Origin of the sequence: Pseudomonas sp. MYb193, assembly GCF_002966775.1 — a bacterium.
Taxonomy (GTDB): domain Bacteria; phylum Pseudomonadota; class Gammaproteobacteria; order Pseudomonadales; family Pseudomonadaceae; genus Aquipseudomonas; species Aquipseudomonas paracarnis.
On sequence record NZ_CP023269.1, the window covers coordinates 1,651,897 to 1,666,757 of the forward strand.

Below are 14,861 nucleotides of genomic sequence, written 5' to 3' on the forward strand. Positions count from 1 at the left end.
GCCCCAAGCGCGTGGTTTATAGGGTTAGTCGTCAAATTCCATCAGATCGGGCAGGAGAAACACTATGCAAGCAGCACACACTTATCGCTGGGGCTTCAAGGCTGCGGCGCTGTTACTGATCAGCAGCGTGCTGAGCGGTTGCGGCATCAACAACATCCCGACCCTGGACGAACAGGCCAAGGCCGCCTGGGGCCAGGTGCAGAACCAGTACCAGCGCCGTGCCGATCTGATCCCCAACCTGGTGGAAACGGTGAAGGCGTATGCCGCCCACGAACAGGAAACCCTTACCGCGGTGATTGAAGCGCGGGCCAAGGCCACCTCGATCCAGGTGGATGCCAGCACCCTGGACAACCCCGAAAAACTCAAGCAGTTCCAGCAAGCCCAGGATGGCCTGAGCGGCGCACTCAGCCGTTTGATGGTGGTGTCCGAGCGTTACCCGGACCTGAAGGCCAACCAGAACTTCCTGGCCTTGCAATCGCAACTTGAAGGCACCGAGAACCGTATCGCTGTGTCTCGCCGTGACTTTATCCAGGCCGTACAGGCTTACAACACTGAGATCCGCACCTTCCCGGGCCGCCTGTGGCACAGCGTGATGTACAGCGACTTGCCGATCCGCGCCACGTTTGAAGCCACCAGCGCCGATGCCGATAAAGCGCCGCAAGTGAAGTTCAAATAAGGCTGCACTGAGGTGTCGATGCGTTTATTACGGATAGGCCTGGCGCTGTGGCTGTTGGCCTGCGTGGGCGTTGCCCAGGCGGCGCTGACCTTCCCGGCGCTGACCGGGCGGGTGGTGGACAGCGCGCAGATGATCGACCCGGCGGTGCGCGAGCAACTGACCCAGCAATTGCAGACGCTGGAGCAAACCTCGGGCGACCAGTTGGTGGTGGTCACCGTGCCCGACCTGCAAGGCGTGCCTATTGAGGACTACGGTTATCAATTGGGCCGCCAGTGGGGCATTGGCCAGAAGGGCAAGGACAACGGCGCGCTGTTGATCGTCTCCCGTGATGACCGCCAATTGCGCATCGAAGTCGGGTATGGCCTGGAAGACGTGCTGACGGATGCGCAATCCTGGGTGATCATCAACCAGGTGATCCTGCCCAAGTTCAAGGCCGGCAATTTCAGCCAGGGCATCAGCGACGGCGTGGCCGCGATGATCCAGGTGGTGGGCGGTGAGCCCTTGGCGGTGCCGGCCCATGTGGCGGATGCGAACTTCGCCATGGATAATCCCGGGTTTTCCATCGGCCTGTTTATTCTGCTGATCGGCGTGCTGTGGCTGTGCAATCGCATGGGCTTGCCGGTGGGCGCTATCCTGCTGGCGATTCTCAACAGCAGCGGGCGCGGCGGCGGTGGGGGCGGCGGTGGCGGTGGTTTCCGCGGCGGCGGTGGTGGTTTTGGCGGTGGCGGGGCTTCGGGCAGTTGGTAATGACAATAACGAGAATAGAGTATCTACAACCATGGCATTACTGACGGAACACGAGCAGCGCCAAGTCGCCGAAGCGATCGCCCGGGTCGAGAAAACCACCGACGCGGAGTTGGTCACTGTGCTGGCGGCGCGCGCCGACGACTACGCCTATATTCCGTTGCTGTGGGCGAGCTTGATCGCGTTGGTGGTGCCGGGCGTGGTGCATTACCTGTCGGGCTACCTGACCATGTACACCTTGCTGGTGGCGCAGTGGGCGACGTTCATTGTGCTGTGCCTGGTGTTCCGTTTGCCTAAGGTCACTACCCGGCTGATTCCGCGTTCGGTACGCCACTGGCGTGCCTCCAACCTGGCGCGGCGGCAGTTTCTGGAGCAGAACCTGCACCACACGGTGGGCAGCACCGGGGTGCTGATTTTTGTCAGCGAGGCCGAGCGTTATGTGGAGATCCTGGTGGATGACGGGATTTCCAAGCGCTTGGATGACAGCAATTGGGACGCTATTGTCCAGGCGTTTACCCAGCAAGTTAAACAGGGGCAGACGCTGGCTGGGTTCATCGCCTGCGTTGAAGCTTGTGGCGAGTTGCTCAAGGTGCATGTGCCCGTTACCCAAACCCGCAACGAACTGCCCAATCGCCTGGTCGTACTCGAATAACTGGAACACCCTAAACCGAAAAATTGTGGGAGCGGGCTTGCTCGCGAAGGCGGTGTTTCAGTCCCCGTTGTATTTGACTGATACACCGCCTTCGCGAGCAAGCCCGCTCCCACAGGGTGTTCGAGGTTGTCCAATTCAATTACCGTTGATCAAATAACCCCGTGCCCTGAACCCCCATCCCGCCTAAAATGCCCGGCATTCTTTACCCGAGGCGTTTTTGTTCATGTCCGTCACCGCTCAACCTGCCCGCCCTGCGCCGGATCATCATGCCCAGTTCATCGAACTGTTGAGCGCAAGCTTGGCCCAGAACGCTTTTATCAAGCTGGTGATGGCCAAGTACGTTGGTGAGGAAGCCGAGTTGCAGCGGCTGATCATCAAGCCGGTGGTGGTCAAGGACCAGCCATGCCTGTCGTTCGTCTATCGCTACAAGACCCGCGACATCACCAAGAACTTCCCCTTGGCCGACGGCGTGGCGGCGATCGGCGAGCTGTTGCCCAGCTCGTTCAAGAACGCGCACTTGCTGGCGCTGACCGACGAAGCCCAGTTGGAATACAGCAAGAAGAACAAAAGTTCGCTGTTCAAAAGCAAACCGCAGCAACTGCGCGAAGCGCCTTCGGCCGAGCATAACCGTGAAAAAAATCGCTTCCTCGACCTGAGCCGGCCGTTTCTCGCCGACCTGGGCGTGACCGACGCCAAGCAGGCGCTGATCCCCTCGATGTCGCGCAAGTGGAAGCAGATCAACAAGTTCATCGAAGTGTTCAGTCATGCGCTGACGTCGTCGCCGTTGCAGCTCGACCGCCCGGTGCGTGTCGCCGATTTCGGCTCGGGCAAGGGCTACCTGACCTTCGCCATTCACGATTACCTGCGCAATACCCTCAAGGCCGAGGGCGAGGTCACCGGTGTCGAGTTGCGTGAAGACATGGTCACCCTCTGCAACAGCGCCGCCGCACGCCTGGAGCACCCGGGGCTGGTGTTCAAATGCGGCGATGTGCGCAGCGTGGCGCCCAGTGAGCTGGACGTGATGATTGCCTTGCATGCCTGCGACATCGCCACCGACTACGCGATCCACACCGGCATCCGTTCCGGTGCGTCGATCATCATGTGCTCGCCGTGCTGCCACAAACAGATCCGTCTGCAGATCCAGAGCCCGGTGCTGCTCAAGCCGATGCTGCAATACGGCCTGCACCTGGGCCAGCAGGCGGAAATGGTCACCGACAGCCTGCGCGCATTGTTCCTTGAAGCCTGTGGCTATGAGACCAAGGTGTTCGAGTTCATCTCGCTGGAACACACCAACAAGAACAAGATGATCCTGGCGGTCAAACGTGCCGAGCCTGTGGACAACGCGCAGTTATTGGCAAAAATCCAGGAGCTCAAGGCGTTTTATCACATCACCGAACACTGCCTGGAAACCCTTTTGCGCGGGGATGGCTACCTGGCCTGAAATGGGCGCGGTTCCCTATGGGAGCTTGCTCCCGTGACGGCCCTGGCGGCCAGCGCATATCTACCTGACGCCCCGCGATCAAATTGTGGGAGCTGGCTTGCCTGCGATGGCGGCCTGGAAAGCCTACGCTGTTATACCGAGTGCATATCTATTCCTGCGGTAACGGCCACTTAGGGTTCCGCTCTGACAGCGGGTCACTTTTGGAAAAGAGCCCCAAAAGTAACCAAAAGGGCTCTTGCCCCACCACTCGGCACCTCGCCTAGGCTCGGTGTACCCGTAATCCGCCAGTGATTTGGGGGGCCGCCGCCACGCGCCATCCATGGCGCGGGGCGGCTAAACCGGCATCCCTGCCGGTTTACCCCCCAAATCACTGGCGAATTCCGGCCAGCGTGGTTTAACGGGGCGCCTAAGATCAAAAGCAGATCAAGATCAAAAGCGACTCGCTTCGCATCGTGGTTACCGTCGACCGTTACAGCGTTGTGTAGATACTTATGGCTATCGCAGGCAAGCCAGCTCCCACATTTGGAATGTGTGTGTGCTTAGAAGAACCGCGTCACGCTGATCTTCGCATCACGCCCTTTCGTGTAGGCCCGGTCGCCGCTCAAGGCTGGGCGGAAGTTTTTGTTGAACAGGTTGTCCACCGTGAAGTTCACCTCGGTGCCTTTGAGATATGCCTGCTGCGGTGTCCATTTGGCGAACAGGCCCTGGGTGTTGTAGCGCTTGTTGCCGTACTGGTCGTAGAACACGTCGCCGATGCTGGAGCCCGGGCCGCCAGAGTATTTGTCGCTGGGCAGGCGGTCGGTGGCGCCGATGAATTGGCCCATCCAGCCCACCTGTGCATCCCAGGCCGGGATGTGGGTACCCAGTACCAGCACCCATTTGGTCGGCGGAATATCCCGCGCGGCTACGTCCGGGCCCCAGGGATTGGTGTAGGCGCCTTGGTGCTGGCCCTTGGCATAGGCGAACGACACCGAGCCAAACAGGTAGGTGGAGTTGTAGATCGATTCGAGCTCAACGCCCTTGATGGTCAGGCTGCCGATATTGCGGTAGTTGGACATCGGCCCAGGCGGGCAAGCTGAAGCGATGCTGCCGCCATTGACAGCCTGGTTCTGGCAGCCCACGCCGGTGGCCTTGAAGATCTCGTCTTCGACTTTGTTGTGGAACAGGGTAGTGCGCAGTTGCAGGTTATCGTCCTGGGCGATCAGGTTATCGAAGCTGGTGATGTTGCCCAGGGTGATCGAGGTGATGCGCTCCGGGTCCAGGTCGACGCTGGTGGCGGTGCGACTGCCCAGGCCCTGCACTTCGTATTGTTCGTCGATCACCGGCGCGCGCCAGGTCTGGCTCCAGTTGGCGAACAGCCCCACATTCGGCGTCACGGTCCAGAACAGCGCCAGGCGTGGTGACCAGCCAGTGTAGGTGCGGTCGCTGTAGTCGTGACCCACTGCCGGGTTGGGGTTGTTGTAGTAGGGCGCATCGTTGCCTTCGCCGCGGTTGCGCACATGGTCATAGCGCAGCGACGGCGTGATCGTCACGTCGCCCAACGTCACCGCGTCCTGGATAAAGAAGCTGTTGGTATCGACTTTGCCGTGGGGCATGAAGCCCGGCTGGAAGTGCCCGTAGTTGTAGCGCGGCGTGTTGTAGGTGGCGCCGGGCATCCACATCTCGGTTTCGCGGGTGTGCTTGCGGATTTGCCCGCCGACCGTCACGGCATGCTGCAAGGGGCCGGTGTCAAACAGGCTGACGTTACGGATATCCAGGAGCTTGTCGGTGTAGGCGGTGTCCATCTTGCGCCCGCCGGTGGCCAACTGGAAAAACGCCGTGGCGTCACGCTCATCGGTCTGCTCGGTGTTGGACTGGGAGTACTTGATGGTCAAGTCCACCAGCGGGTTGTCCAGCGGCTGGTATTCATACTTGCCCGACCAGGTGGTGTCGACCGTGTCACGGTGGGCGAGGAAGCGCTTCAACGCGCCTTCGTAGCCGTAGCGGTCGATGTTGAACTGGGTCGGCGGCGTGGGGTAGCTGGCGGCGGAAAACGGGGTCCAGCGGTTGCTGTGGGAGCGCGAGTATGACAGCCCGACACTGTGCTCATCGGTAAAGTGCGCGTTGACCTTGAACAGCTTGCCGTCCACATCCTGGGCGCTGTTGGGCAAGCGCTGGGGGTTGATCGGGTACTCATTGTTGTCGTTGGGCAATTTGGCGGCCACCTTCATATCGCCGCCGTCGCGTTGGGTCAGGTAGGCCAGCGCATCGAAACGGCCGTCGTCGGTACGGCCATAGACGGCACTGCTGTAGACCTGTTCATGGTCGTTGCTGGAGTAGCCATATTTGAGCATCGCACCGCTGTTGCGGCCGTCCTTGAGCAGGTCCGGGGCGTCCTTGGTGACCATGTTGACCGTGCCGCCGAAGCCCCCATTACCGGTGAACGGCGAGTTGGGGCCTTTTTCCACTTCGATGCGCTTGATCAGCTCGGGCTCGATAAACACCGTGCCTTGCTGGTAACGCTCAAAGCCTGTCTTGGTGGCACCGTCAACGGTCAGCGGCACGTCTTCGGCATCGCCGAAACCACGGATGTTGATGGTCTGGCCGCCGGGCTTCAGCGAGCCGCCCTGGCTGACACCGGGCAAGGTCTGCAACAGGCTGGGAATGTTATTGGACTGGTAACGGTCGATGTCGGCCTGGGTCAGGGTGGAGCGGTTGACGGTGCTGGCGTTTACCTCATTGCCGGTGCCGATCACGCTCAGGGTGTCCAACTGGATCGCGCCACCGGTGGTGGTTTTGCCCTCGTCTGGGCGCACCACATAGGTACTGCCGACCTTGATCAGGTGGAGCTCACCTTTTATGAGTAGGGAGCGGATGGCTACTTCCGGGGTGTAGTCACCGTCAAGCGCCGGGGCCTGCACGTTCTTGAGCAGGGTTTCATCGAACAGCAGCTGGATTTTCGCTTGCTGGGCCACCTGGCTCAGGGACGTGGCCAGCGACTGGGCCGGCAGGTGCAGCTTGAACGACTCGGCTTCGGCGCTGAGGCTCAAGGCCAGGCACGTAGCCATGAGTGTCGGTCGAAGAAACAGGTGCGAAGCGTGGCAAGGCGCGCGAAACATGAAATCCCCCGGAGCGGCTAAATAGCCAAAAAGGTGTGCGTATCAAACACAGACAGGAGGAAGACGGGGCAGGCAAAAAAAACCACACATGCGAATGCAAAATATTCTCATGTGTGGTGTTTGCCGTTTATTTGCTCGGCTCGATTCTCATGATGCCATCCGCCGAGAGCACGGTTTTTACTGGCAACAGCACGGGCAAGGCGTTGAGCAGGGCGTCCGGGTCGCTCACATCAAGGTTGCCCGATAGCTTGAGTTGCGCCACGGCCTTGCTGACCTGCAACGGCGCCTGTGGGCGGTAGAGGCTCAGTTCGTCGATCAGGCTGGCCAGCTCTCGATTGCGAAACGACAAATGCCCGCTGCGCCAATCGGCGACCTCTTCGGCGCTGAGGCTTTGCGGCTGCACGGTGCCTTTGGCGTAGTTGTATGAGGCCCGTTGCTGGGCGCCGAGCAGGGTGACGGGGCTATTGCCATTTGGCGCGAAAGCGACCTGGCCATGGGCAACGCTGACCACCAATTGCTGCTGCCCACGGCGCACATCGAAAGCCGTGCCCACCACCCGTACGCTCGACTCGCCGGCCTGCACGTAGAGAGGGCGTTCCTTGTCGGCGGCCACTTCGATGTACAACTGGCCTTTGTCCAGGTGCAGCACCCGTTGATGGGCGCTGAAGTCCACGCGGATATGGGTGTTGGCATTCACATACAAGGTACTGCCATCTGGCAGATTCAGCGTGCGCATGCCCTTGGCATGGGTGGCAACCTGGTTGTGATACAGCTCGCGCGGTGCGCCGATAGAGGTCGCCAGCAAGGCGCAGAGTAGGGCGGCGGCCATCGCCAGGGCAGGGCGCCAAAGGCTGGGCTTGCGCTTGGGCATTGCCAACGGTTTGTTCAGTTGTTGCAACTGGGCGAGATCGGCCCACAGCTGTTCGAATTCGGCATAGGCGCGCGCATGCGCGGGCACCGCCTGCCAGTCGGCAAAGGCTTTACGGTCGGCGCGGCTTGCTTCGTTGCGGTTGCGTGCAAACCAACTGGCGGCTTGGGCGTCGATGCAATCGCTCGCTTGGCTGTCCAGCGCGTCTGTGTCGCTCGGGCGGTTCATTCTGGCTGCTCCGTGCCGGTGTCGGGTTGAAGACGTCGCTTGCAGTGCAGCAGGGCAAAGGCGATGTGCTTTTCCACCATGCTGATGGAGATGCCCATGCGCGTTGCTATCTGCGCCTGGCTCAAGCCTTCGAAGCGGTGCAGCATAAGGGCTTCTCGTCGGCGCGGCGAGAGTTCGGCAAGGACTTCTTTCAACTGTTCCAGGCGTTGCAGGCGAAGGGCGGCGGCCATGGGGTCGTTGTGCTCGTCGGTGACCGGCTCGGCATCCATTTCGGCGTGATCAGGGTGGACGGTTTGCCGTACCTTCTGTTTGCGCCAGTGATCGCGCAGCAGGTTGCGCGCCATCTGGAACAGAAACGCCCGTGGCTGCTCGACCTTGGCACGGTCGCGGTAGCCCAGCCATTGGGTAAACACATCCTGGGCCATGTCCGCCGCGTCGCTGGCGTTGTCCGTGCGTTTACGCAGGAAATACAGAATGTCTGCATAAAACCCGCGACAGGCATCGGCCGCCGACGGGTCGGGCTGGGGACGAGACATGGATACCCTTCTTGACGAAGTACGACGTGGAAAAGTCGCGAATGATATCGAGAATTATTGTTATTTGTCTCCAGCTAAATAGATCTCCCGTGTTTGGCTGGAAAAAATTGGGGCATGGCCTTTAATCCTACAAGTTTGGGAGCGATATCCCACTCAAAGGAGAAAGTCATGGCTGGATGGTATGAGTTGAGTAAAAGCAGTAACGGGCAGTTTCGTTTTGTGCTTAAGGCGGCGAACGCAGAAACCATATTGACCAGCGAGCTGTACACCACCCGCGGTGCTGCTGAAACCGGCATTGCTTCAGTGCAGGCCAACAGCCCACATGATGAACGTTATGAGAAAAAAGTGGCCAGCAACGGCCAACCGTTCTTCAACCTCAAGGCGGCCAATCATCAAGTGATCGGCAGCAGCGAGCAGTACACCTCTACAGCCGCACGAGACAATGGCATTGCCAGCGTCAAGACCAATGGTCCCAGTGTCACTATCAAGGACAAGACCTGACAGTCGTGCAAGAAGACCTGCGCCCCGGCTCGCGAGAGCCGGGGCGTTTTTTACACCGATGACAGCAACGCTTTGAGCTGTCCGATCCCTGCCTCACCCAATGGGAACACCGGCAAGCGCGGATTACCCACCTCCAACCCGGTCAAGCGCAACCCGGCCTTGATCGTCGCCGGCAGCCCGCCTTTGAGGATGAACTGCAGCAATGGCAACTGTCGGTAGAACAGCTCCCGCGCCTTGCTCAAATCATCGGCCAGTACGGCCTGATACAAGCTCAGGTTCAGTTGCGGGATCAGGTTCGGCGCCGCGGTGCACCAGCCTTTGGCACCTGCCGCGAAGGCTTCCAGCGCCAGCGGGTTGCAACCGTTGTAGAACGGCACGTCACTCTGCAGTTTCAACTGGTGCATGCGCTGGATGTCGCCAGTGCTCTCCTTGACCATGGTCACGTTCTCGACCTGCTTGAGGATACGCAGGATCAGCTCCACCGACATGTCGGTGCCGCTGGTGGCCGGGTTGTTGTAAAGCATGATCGGCACGCCGATGCTGTCGCCGATCGCGGCGTAGTGAGCGAGAATTTCCGCTTCACTGAGTTTCCAGTACGAGGCCGGCAACACCATGACCACATCGGCACCGTGCTCTTCGGCGTAGCGGGCGCGGCGCACGGCCTTGGCGGTGGTCAGGTCGGACACGCTGACAATGGTCGGCACGCGCTTGGCGACTTTCTTGATGCTGTAGGCACTGACTTCATCCCACTCGGCATCGCTCAGGTAAGCGCCTTCGCCCGTGCTGCCCAAAGGCGCAATGGCGTGGACGCCGCTGTTGATCAAGCGGTCGATGGAGTGCCCGAGGGCGTCGAGGTCAACGCGCTGGCCGTCGGCGCTGAAGGGGGTGATGGTGTAGCCGATGATGCCGTGAATGGTTGGGTTGGACATGGGGAAAACTCCGGTCGAAAAGGGGGGCAATCAGTTCAGGCAATCGGCGTGCTTGCGCAGGTTTTGCCGAGCGTAGTAGTTGAACGCGGCGCCGTGGCGTTTGGGCTTGGAGATCCAGTCATGGGCCTCGCGCCCCAGCTCCGGCAGGATCGGTTTGACGGTACCTGCAGACATCGCCAGCAACTGCAACTTGGCAGCCCGTTCGATCAACTGCGCAATCACGCAGGCTTCTTCGATGCTGGCCCCGGTGGATAACTGCCCGTGGTGCGAGAGCAGGATGGCGCGCTTGTCGCCCAGGGCCGTGGTGATGATTTCCCCTTCTTCGTTGCCCACCGGCACGCCGGGCCAGGCCTCCAGGAACGCGCAATCTTCGTACAGCGGGCAAAGGTCCATGTGCGACACCTGCAACGGCACTTCTAGCATCGACAGCGCGGCAATGTGCGTGGGGTGTGTGTGGATGATGCAGTTTACATCCGGGCGGCCGCGGTACACCCAGGTGTGAAAACGGTTGGCGGGGTTGGGAATGCCATGGCCTTCCAGTACTTCGAGGTCTTCGTTGACCAGCAGCAGGTTGCTGGCGGTAATTTCATCAAAACCCAGGCCCAGTTGCTGGGTGTAGTAGGTGCCGGGCGTCGGCCCACGGGCGGTGATCTGCCCGGCCAGGCCGGAGTCGTGGCCGTACTCGAACAGGATTCGGCAGGTCAGCGCCAGCTTTTGCCGGTCGGTCCACGTATTATCTGCCAGGCTGTTTTGCATCTGGCTCAGTGCTTGCTTGACCAGTTGGTCTTTTGGGAGTGCTAATGTCTTGGCCATATCGGTGTCCTTTGGGTGGTTCAATGGACGTCGGATTTGCTGGTCGCCCGCTGCTCGCAAGGTCGTTGGGTGAATGCAAATGACACTAAAGATGCTATATGACACATTGTGTCATTGGCAAGCCTGTCTCATCGCTTTCTGCAGGGATTAACCGCAGCAAATGTCTATCCGCTTGAAAATATTAAGAAAAAAACTTGGCGTGACCCTGGAGGCCTTGGCCGAAAAATCCGGGATGACCAAGAGTTACCTGTCGAAAGTCGAACGCGGGCTTAATACGCCATCCATCGCTGCGGCGTTGAAACTCGCCAAGGCGTTGAACGTGAAGGTCGAAGAACTGTTCAGCGAAGACAACGTCAGCCTCGACAGCTACAGCCTGGTGCGTAGCCACGAGCGGCCCGACACCTCGCCGGGTTATGCGGTGCTTGCCCATCAAGTCAGCGAGCGCAGCCTGTTGCCGTTCATCATTTATCCGCCGGCGGAGTTCACCGACAAGACCTTCAAGGAGCACCTGGGGGAGGAGTTTTTATTCGTGCATGAAGGCCAGGTGGAAGTGGATTTCATGAACGAGCGCGTGCTGCTGGAGCGCGGCGATGCGCTGCATTTCAACGCGCAGAAACCCCACCGGATTCGCTCGGTGGGAGAGGTGCAGGCGCAGTTGCTGGTGGTGGTGCACAGCGCTGAGGAATGAGGCAGATCCCGACTTGAAATGCAGTCAATGTGGGAGCTGGCTTGCCTGCGATAGCGGTTTATCGGTGCCCGATCTGTCGCTGACCCACCGCCATCGCAGGCAAGCCAGCTCCCACATTTTGCTCAGTGTTCCACAGGGACGGATAATGCCGGATTGCCCAGTGGGTGTGTACGCGCTGTAAAGAACCTCAATTCCACAGCAGAGCCCTCGAACAACTCCAGATACCGCCGCTTCTGCTGACGAATAAACCCATCACTGCGCCCCGACACCGAGATCGCCAGGGTGCTGATGCTGGCCTGGCCGATAGCATCTACAAGGTGTTTATCCTGCGGCCCCAAGTCATGGCCGAAGATGCACAGCGCGCCTTCATGGCTCAACAGCTGTTCATAACAGAACGACAGATAATCCGAACTGCGGATACTTTTGAGTTTCTCCTGCACCTTGCCTTCACTGACAAACAGCGGCACATCGTCGAGGGTCTTGATCGTGTTGTTGATGGCAAAACTGCTGAGCAGGGTGCTGTCGGTGGACGGCAATTTACGCGCCGTGCCGTCAAGGTTGCGCACCAGGTGCAGGCCGCCGTGCAGGTACAGGATGCGGGTGATGTCGGTGCGCGTATTGCGCAGGTCGAAGCTTGAGTCGGCGCTGCGAAACAGGTCGTCGATACCCGGTGCGTGCAGGGTCGCCCAGTAGTTGAGCAAATCGTAGTTACTGGTGAAGACGGTGGCGTAGGTGGCCAGCTCCGCGTTGATCGTCGCCAGCGTCGACGGTTGCACCAGGCGCCAGGGAATGTGCACGGCATGGATGGTGTTGATCAGTGCTTCCTTGATCGCGTAGTAACGGTTACGCGGCGCCGCCGAGCTGACCGCCAGGGCCTTGTTGACCCGGCTGGTGGTTTTCAAGGCGCCCAGGGCTTGCTCGAAACTGCGGGTTTGCAAGGCGTCGAACACGCTGAGCTCGGATGGGCTCAGGGGTTTTTCTTCGACGGTACGGGCGTTTTCGAACAGCGAGTCGTAGGCAAAGTCTTCCCAGATCGTACGGCTGGCGCCGTTACCGATCAGTATCCCGCTGAAGTCGACGGCAGCGCGCAGGGCACTCCAGTCTTCAAGGTGGGCGTCAATATCCTGGAAATCCTTCATTGCGGCGGGTCTACTCGAAATCGGCTGGGGGGTGACTTTATCACGAGCCGGCATTGATCCTGATCAAGATGCGCCACGCGGTACAGGTTGATTCTGTCGGTATAAAGCCTTTGAGGATTGATCATGAGCAGCACGTTCTTCATCCCAGCCGTCAACATCATGGGCATCGATTGCCTCGACGAAGCGATGACCGCCATCCGCAACTACGGCTTTGACAAGGCGTTGATCGTCACCGACGTCGGCCTGGCCAAAGCCGGTGTGGCCGGCATGATCGCCGAGAAGCTGGCAATGCAGGATATCGACTCGGTGATCTACGACGGCGCCAAGCCCAACCCCAGCGTGGAAAACGTCGAAAAAGGCCTGGCGTTACTGCAACAGAGTGCCTGCGATTTCGTCGTGTCCCTGGGCGGCGGTTCGCCCCATGACTGCGCCAAGGGCATTGCCCTGTGCGCCACCAACGGTGGGCGTATCGGCGACTATGAAGGCGTGGACCGATCGAGCAAGCCGCAACTGCCGCTGGTAGCCATCAATACCACCGCTGGCACGGCCAGCGAGATGACGCGTTTTTGCATCATCACCGACGAAAGCCGCCACGTAAAAATGGCCATCGTCGACCGCAATGTCACGCCGTTGCTGTCGGTCAACGACCCGGCGCTGATGGTCGGCATGCCCAAGGGCCTCACCGCCGCCACGGGCATGGATGCGCTGACCCACGCCATCGAAGCCTACGTGTCCACCGCGGCAACACCGATCACCGACGCCTGCGCGATCAAGGCCATCGAATTGATCAGCGCCAACCTGCGCCTGGCGGTCCGCGACGGCACTGACAAGGCCGCACGGGAAAACATGGCCTACGCGCAATTCCTCGCCGGCATGGCCTTCAATAATGCGTCCCTGGGGTTCGTGCATGCCATGGCCCACCAATTGGGCGGCTTGTACGACCTGCCCCACGGCGTGTGCAACGCGGTGCTATTGCCCCATGTACAAAGCTTCAATGCCAGCGTCTGTGCCAAACGCCTGAGCGACGTGGGCCGGGCCCTTGGCGCAGATATCAAGGGCATCACCGCCGAGGAGGGCGCCCAGGCTGCCATCGCGGCGATTCGTCGGTTGTCCCAGGACGTGGAAATCCCTGCGGGCTTGCGTGAGCTTGGCGCTAAGTTGCAGGACATTCCATTGCTGGCCAGCAATGCGCTGAAGGATGCCTGCGGGCTGACCAACCCACGGCGGGCGGACCAGCGTCAGATTGAGGAGATCTTTCGTAGCGCTTTTTGATGGGGGCAGCCTTTGGCAGCACGCGGTAAGCTACACGCTCAATGCATTCAAGCATCACGCGTGCGGCGTGCCGCTGAGGTCCCTTCATGAGAGTTCTGTTATTCGGCGCCACCGGCATGGTGGGCCAAGGTGTGCTGCGCGAGTGCCTGCTGGCGGCCGATGTGCAGGAAGTGGTGGCCGTCGGCCGCACGCCCTTGATCCAGGAACACGGCAAGCTGCATCAGGTGTTGCACAACGACATGCTGGATTTCCACCCCCTGGAAAACCTGCTGCAGGGTTTTGATGCATGTTTCTTTTGCCTCGGCGTTTCGTCGGCGGGCATGAAGGAGGCGCGCTATACCCACCTCACCTATGACCTGACCCTCGTGGCGGCCAGCACCCTGGCGCGGCTCAATCCGCAGATGACCTTTATCTATGTGTCCGGCGCTGGCACGGACAGTTCCGAAGCCGGCAAGTCGATGTGGGCGCGGGTCAAGGGCAAGACCGAAAATGCCTTGCTGCGCTTGCCTTTCAAGGCGGTGTATCTGTTCCGCCCCGGGATCATCCAGCCGTTGCACGGTGTGCGTTCGAAGACGCCGTTGTATCAATCTTTCTATAGCATGCTTGGGCCGGTGCTTTCGTTTGTGCGGCGACTAAAACCGGATTGGGTGGTGAGCACCGAGACCGTCGGCCGTGCGATGTTGCAGGCGGTCAGCCAAGGCGCGCCGCAGCCCGTGGTGGAGCAGGCCCAGATCAATCGCCTTGCGGCTGAGCGCCGCTGAATTGAATCAGCACAACGCCGCTGATCAGCAGTAACGCGCCTAACGCCCGGGAGGTTGTCAACTGACGTTCCACCAGGCCGAACAGGCCGAAATGGTCCAGCAGCAATGACGCGAGAACCTGCCCGGCCATGGCCAGCGCAATGAAGCCCGATGCGCCGAGCTTGGGCAGCAGCATCAACGCCAATGAAATAAAACACACGCCAAAGGCACCACCGGCCCACATCCACAACGGTGCCTTGCTGATAAAGGCCAGGCTCGGCAGGGGTAAACGCATCGCCACAATCACCGGCAGCAGCACGATGATGCTCACCAGCAACGATGCCAGGGTGGCCCACAACGGATGGCCGAGCCCGCGCCCGAGGTTGGCGTTGATCGCACTCTGAAACGGCACCACCGCGCCGGCGAACACCGCCAGCGCTAACAAACCTACCCAATGCAACACAGTCATCTCGACGCTCCCAAAGGTTTTGCTGGACTCTAGGGTATTCGTCGCGCAAATTTAAATTCCAAAGTCT

At 60.1% G+C, this 14,861-nt stretch carries 15 protein-coding genes; 8 read left to right on the top strand and 7 right to left on the bottom strand.

What is annotated here, in order from left to right; all coding sequences use genetic code 11:
• The first annotated feature begins 64 nt into the window (after nucleotides 1-64).
• From CLM72_RS07700 to CLM72_RS07720, 4 genes are all read left to right on the top strand, one after another.
• Nucleotides 65-676: a LemA family protein gene (locus CLM72_RS07700; RefSeq protein WP_014717327.1), complete on the top strand. Its 612-nt coding sequence runs from the start codon at nucleotides 65-67 to the stop codon at nucleotides 674-676.
• Nucleotides 677-694: 18 nt separating this feature from the next.
• A complete protein-coding gene (locus CLM72_RS29445; protein ID WP_105226082.1) occupies nucleotides 695-1,423 on the top strand; it encodes a YgcG family protein in 729 nt (242 codons plus the stop codon).
• Between the two features lie 31 nt (nucleotides 1,424-1,454).
• Nucleotides 1,455-2,072 carry a TPM domain-containing protein gene (locus tag CLM72_RS07710; RefSeq protein ID WP_034126537.1) on the top strand — a complete coding sequence of 206 codons (618 nt, stop codon included), beginning with the start codon at nucleotides 1,455-1,457 and terminating at the stop codon, nucleotides 2,070-2,072.
• A 223-nt stretch (nucleotides 2,073-2,295) separates the two neighbouring features.
• Complete coding sequence (locus tag CLM72_RS07720) at nucleotides 2,296-3,513, top strand: SAM-dependent methyltransferase (RefSeq protein ID WP_105226084.1); 1,218 nt, start codon at nucleotides 2,296-2,298, stop codon at nucleotides 3,511-3,513.
• Between the two features lie 539 nt (nucleotides 3,514-4,052).
• On the opposite strand, the gene CLM72_RS07725 is transcribed toward CLM72_RS07720, so the two are convergent.
• The 3 genes from CLM72_RS07725 to CLM72_RS07735 all read right to left on the bottom strand — a co-directional run bounded on the left by CLM72_RS07725 (nucleotide 4,053) and on the right by CLM72_RS07735 (nucleotide 8,243).
• On the bottom strand, nucleotides 4,053-6,611 hold the full coding sequence (locus tag CLM72_RS07725; protein ID WP_105226085.1) for a TonB-dependent receptor: 2,559 nt from the start codon (nucleotides 6,609-6,611) through the stop codon (nucleotides 4,053-4,055).
• 127 nt (nucleotides 6,612-6,738) lie between these two features.
• Nucleotides 6,739-7,707 carry a FecR domain-containing protein gene (locus tag CLM72_RS07730; RefSeq protein ID WP_105226086.1) on the bottom strand — a complete coding sequence of 323 codons (969 nt, stop codon included), beginning with the start codon at nucleotides 7,705-7,707 and terminating at the stop codon, nucleotides 6,739-6,741.
• Complete coding sequence (locus tag CLM72_RS07735; RefSeq protein WP_105226087.1) at nucleotides 7,704-8,243, bottom strand: RNA polymerase sigma factor; 540 nt, start codon at nucleotides 8,241-8,243, stop codon at nucleotides 7,704-7,706. The genes CLM72_RS07730 and CLM72_RS07735 overlap by 4 nt, the downstream gene beginning before the upstream one ends.
• A 168-nt stretch (nucleotides 8,244-8,411) precedes the next feature.
• Here CLM72_RS07735 and CLM72_RS07740 point away from each other — a divergent pair, with 168 nt between their 5' ends.
• Nucleotides 8,412-8,744: a YegP family protein gene (locus CLM72_RS07740; protein ID WP_105226088.1), complete on the top strand. Its 333-nt coding sequence runs from the start codon at nucleotides 8,412-8,414 to the stop codon at nucleotides 8,742-8,744.
• A gap of 50 nt (nucleotides 8,745-8,794) precedes the next feature.
• On the opposite strand, the gene CLM72_RS07745 is transcribed toward CLM72_RS07740, so the two are convergent.
• Both CLM72_RS07745 and CLM72_RS07750 read right to left on the bottom strand, forming a co-directional pair.
• Complete coding sequence (locus tag CLM72_RS07745) at nucleotides 8,795-9,673, bottom strand: dihydrodipicolinate synthase family protein (RefSeq protein ID WP_105226089.1); 879 nt, start codon at nucleotides 9,671-9,673, stop codon at nucleotides 8,795-8,797.
• A gap of 30 nt (nucleotides 9,674-9,703) precedes the next feature.
• A complete protein-coding gene (locus CLM72_RS07750) occupies nucleotides 9,704-10,486 on the bottom strand; it encodes an aldolase (RefSeq protein WP_073521601.1) in 783 nt (260 codons plus the stop codon).
• Nucleotides 10,487-10,646: 160 nt separating this feature from the next.
• Here CLM72_RS07750 and CLM72_RS07755 point away from each other — a divergent pair, with 160 nt between their 5' ends.
• Complete coding sequence (locus tag CLM72_RS07755) at nucleotides 10,647-11,174, top strand: helix-turn-helix domain-containing protein (protein WP_032893083.1); 528 nt, start codon at nucleotides 10,647-10,649, stop codon at nucleotides 11,172-11,174.
• Between the two features lie 122 nt (nucleotides 11,175-11,296).
• Here the strand turns inward: CLM72_RS07755 and CLM72_RS07760 are convergent, their stop codons facing one another.
• Nucleotides 11,297-12,313 carry a DUF4917 family protein gene (locus CLM72_RS07760; RefSeq protein ID WP_105226090.1) on the bottom strand — a complete coding sequence of 339 codons (1,017 nt, stop codon included), beginning with the start codon at nucleotides 12,311-12,313 and terminating at the stop codon, nucleotides 11,297-11,299.
• Nucleotides 12,314-12,436: 123 nt separating this feature from the next.
• On the opposite strand from CLM72_RS07760, the gene yiaY reads away from it, so the two are divergent.
• Both yiaY and CLM72_RS07770 read left to right on the top strand, forming a co-directional pair.
• Complete coding sequence (yiaY, locus tag CLM72_RS07765; RefSeq protein ID WP_014717338.1) at nucleotides 12,437-13,585, top strand: L-threonine dehydrogenase; 1,149 nt, start codon at nucleotides 12,437-12,439, stop codon at nucleotides 13,583-13,585.
• A gap of 86 nt (nucleotides 13,586-13,671) precedes the next feature.
• On the top strand, nucleotides 13,672-14,346 hold the full coding sequence (locus CLM72_RS07770) for an epimerase (protein ID WP_105226091.1): 675 nt from the start codon (nucleotides 13,672-13,674) through the stop codon (nucleotides 14,344-14,346).
• On the opposite strand, the gene CLM72_RS07775 is transcribed toward CLM72_RS07770, so the two are convergent.
• Nucleotides 14,318-14,794, bottom strand: coding sequence for a DMT family transporter (locus CLM72_RS07775; RefSeq protein WP_105226092.1), 477 nt, complete (start codon nucleotides 14,792-14,794; stop codon nucleotides 14,318-14,320). The two genes, CLM72_RS07770 and CLM72_RS07775, sit on opposite strands and share 29 nt — an antisense overlap.
• Between the last annotated feature and the right edge of the window lie 67 nt (nucleotides 14,795-14,861).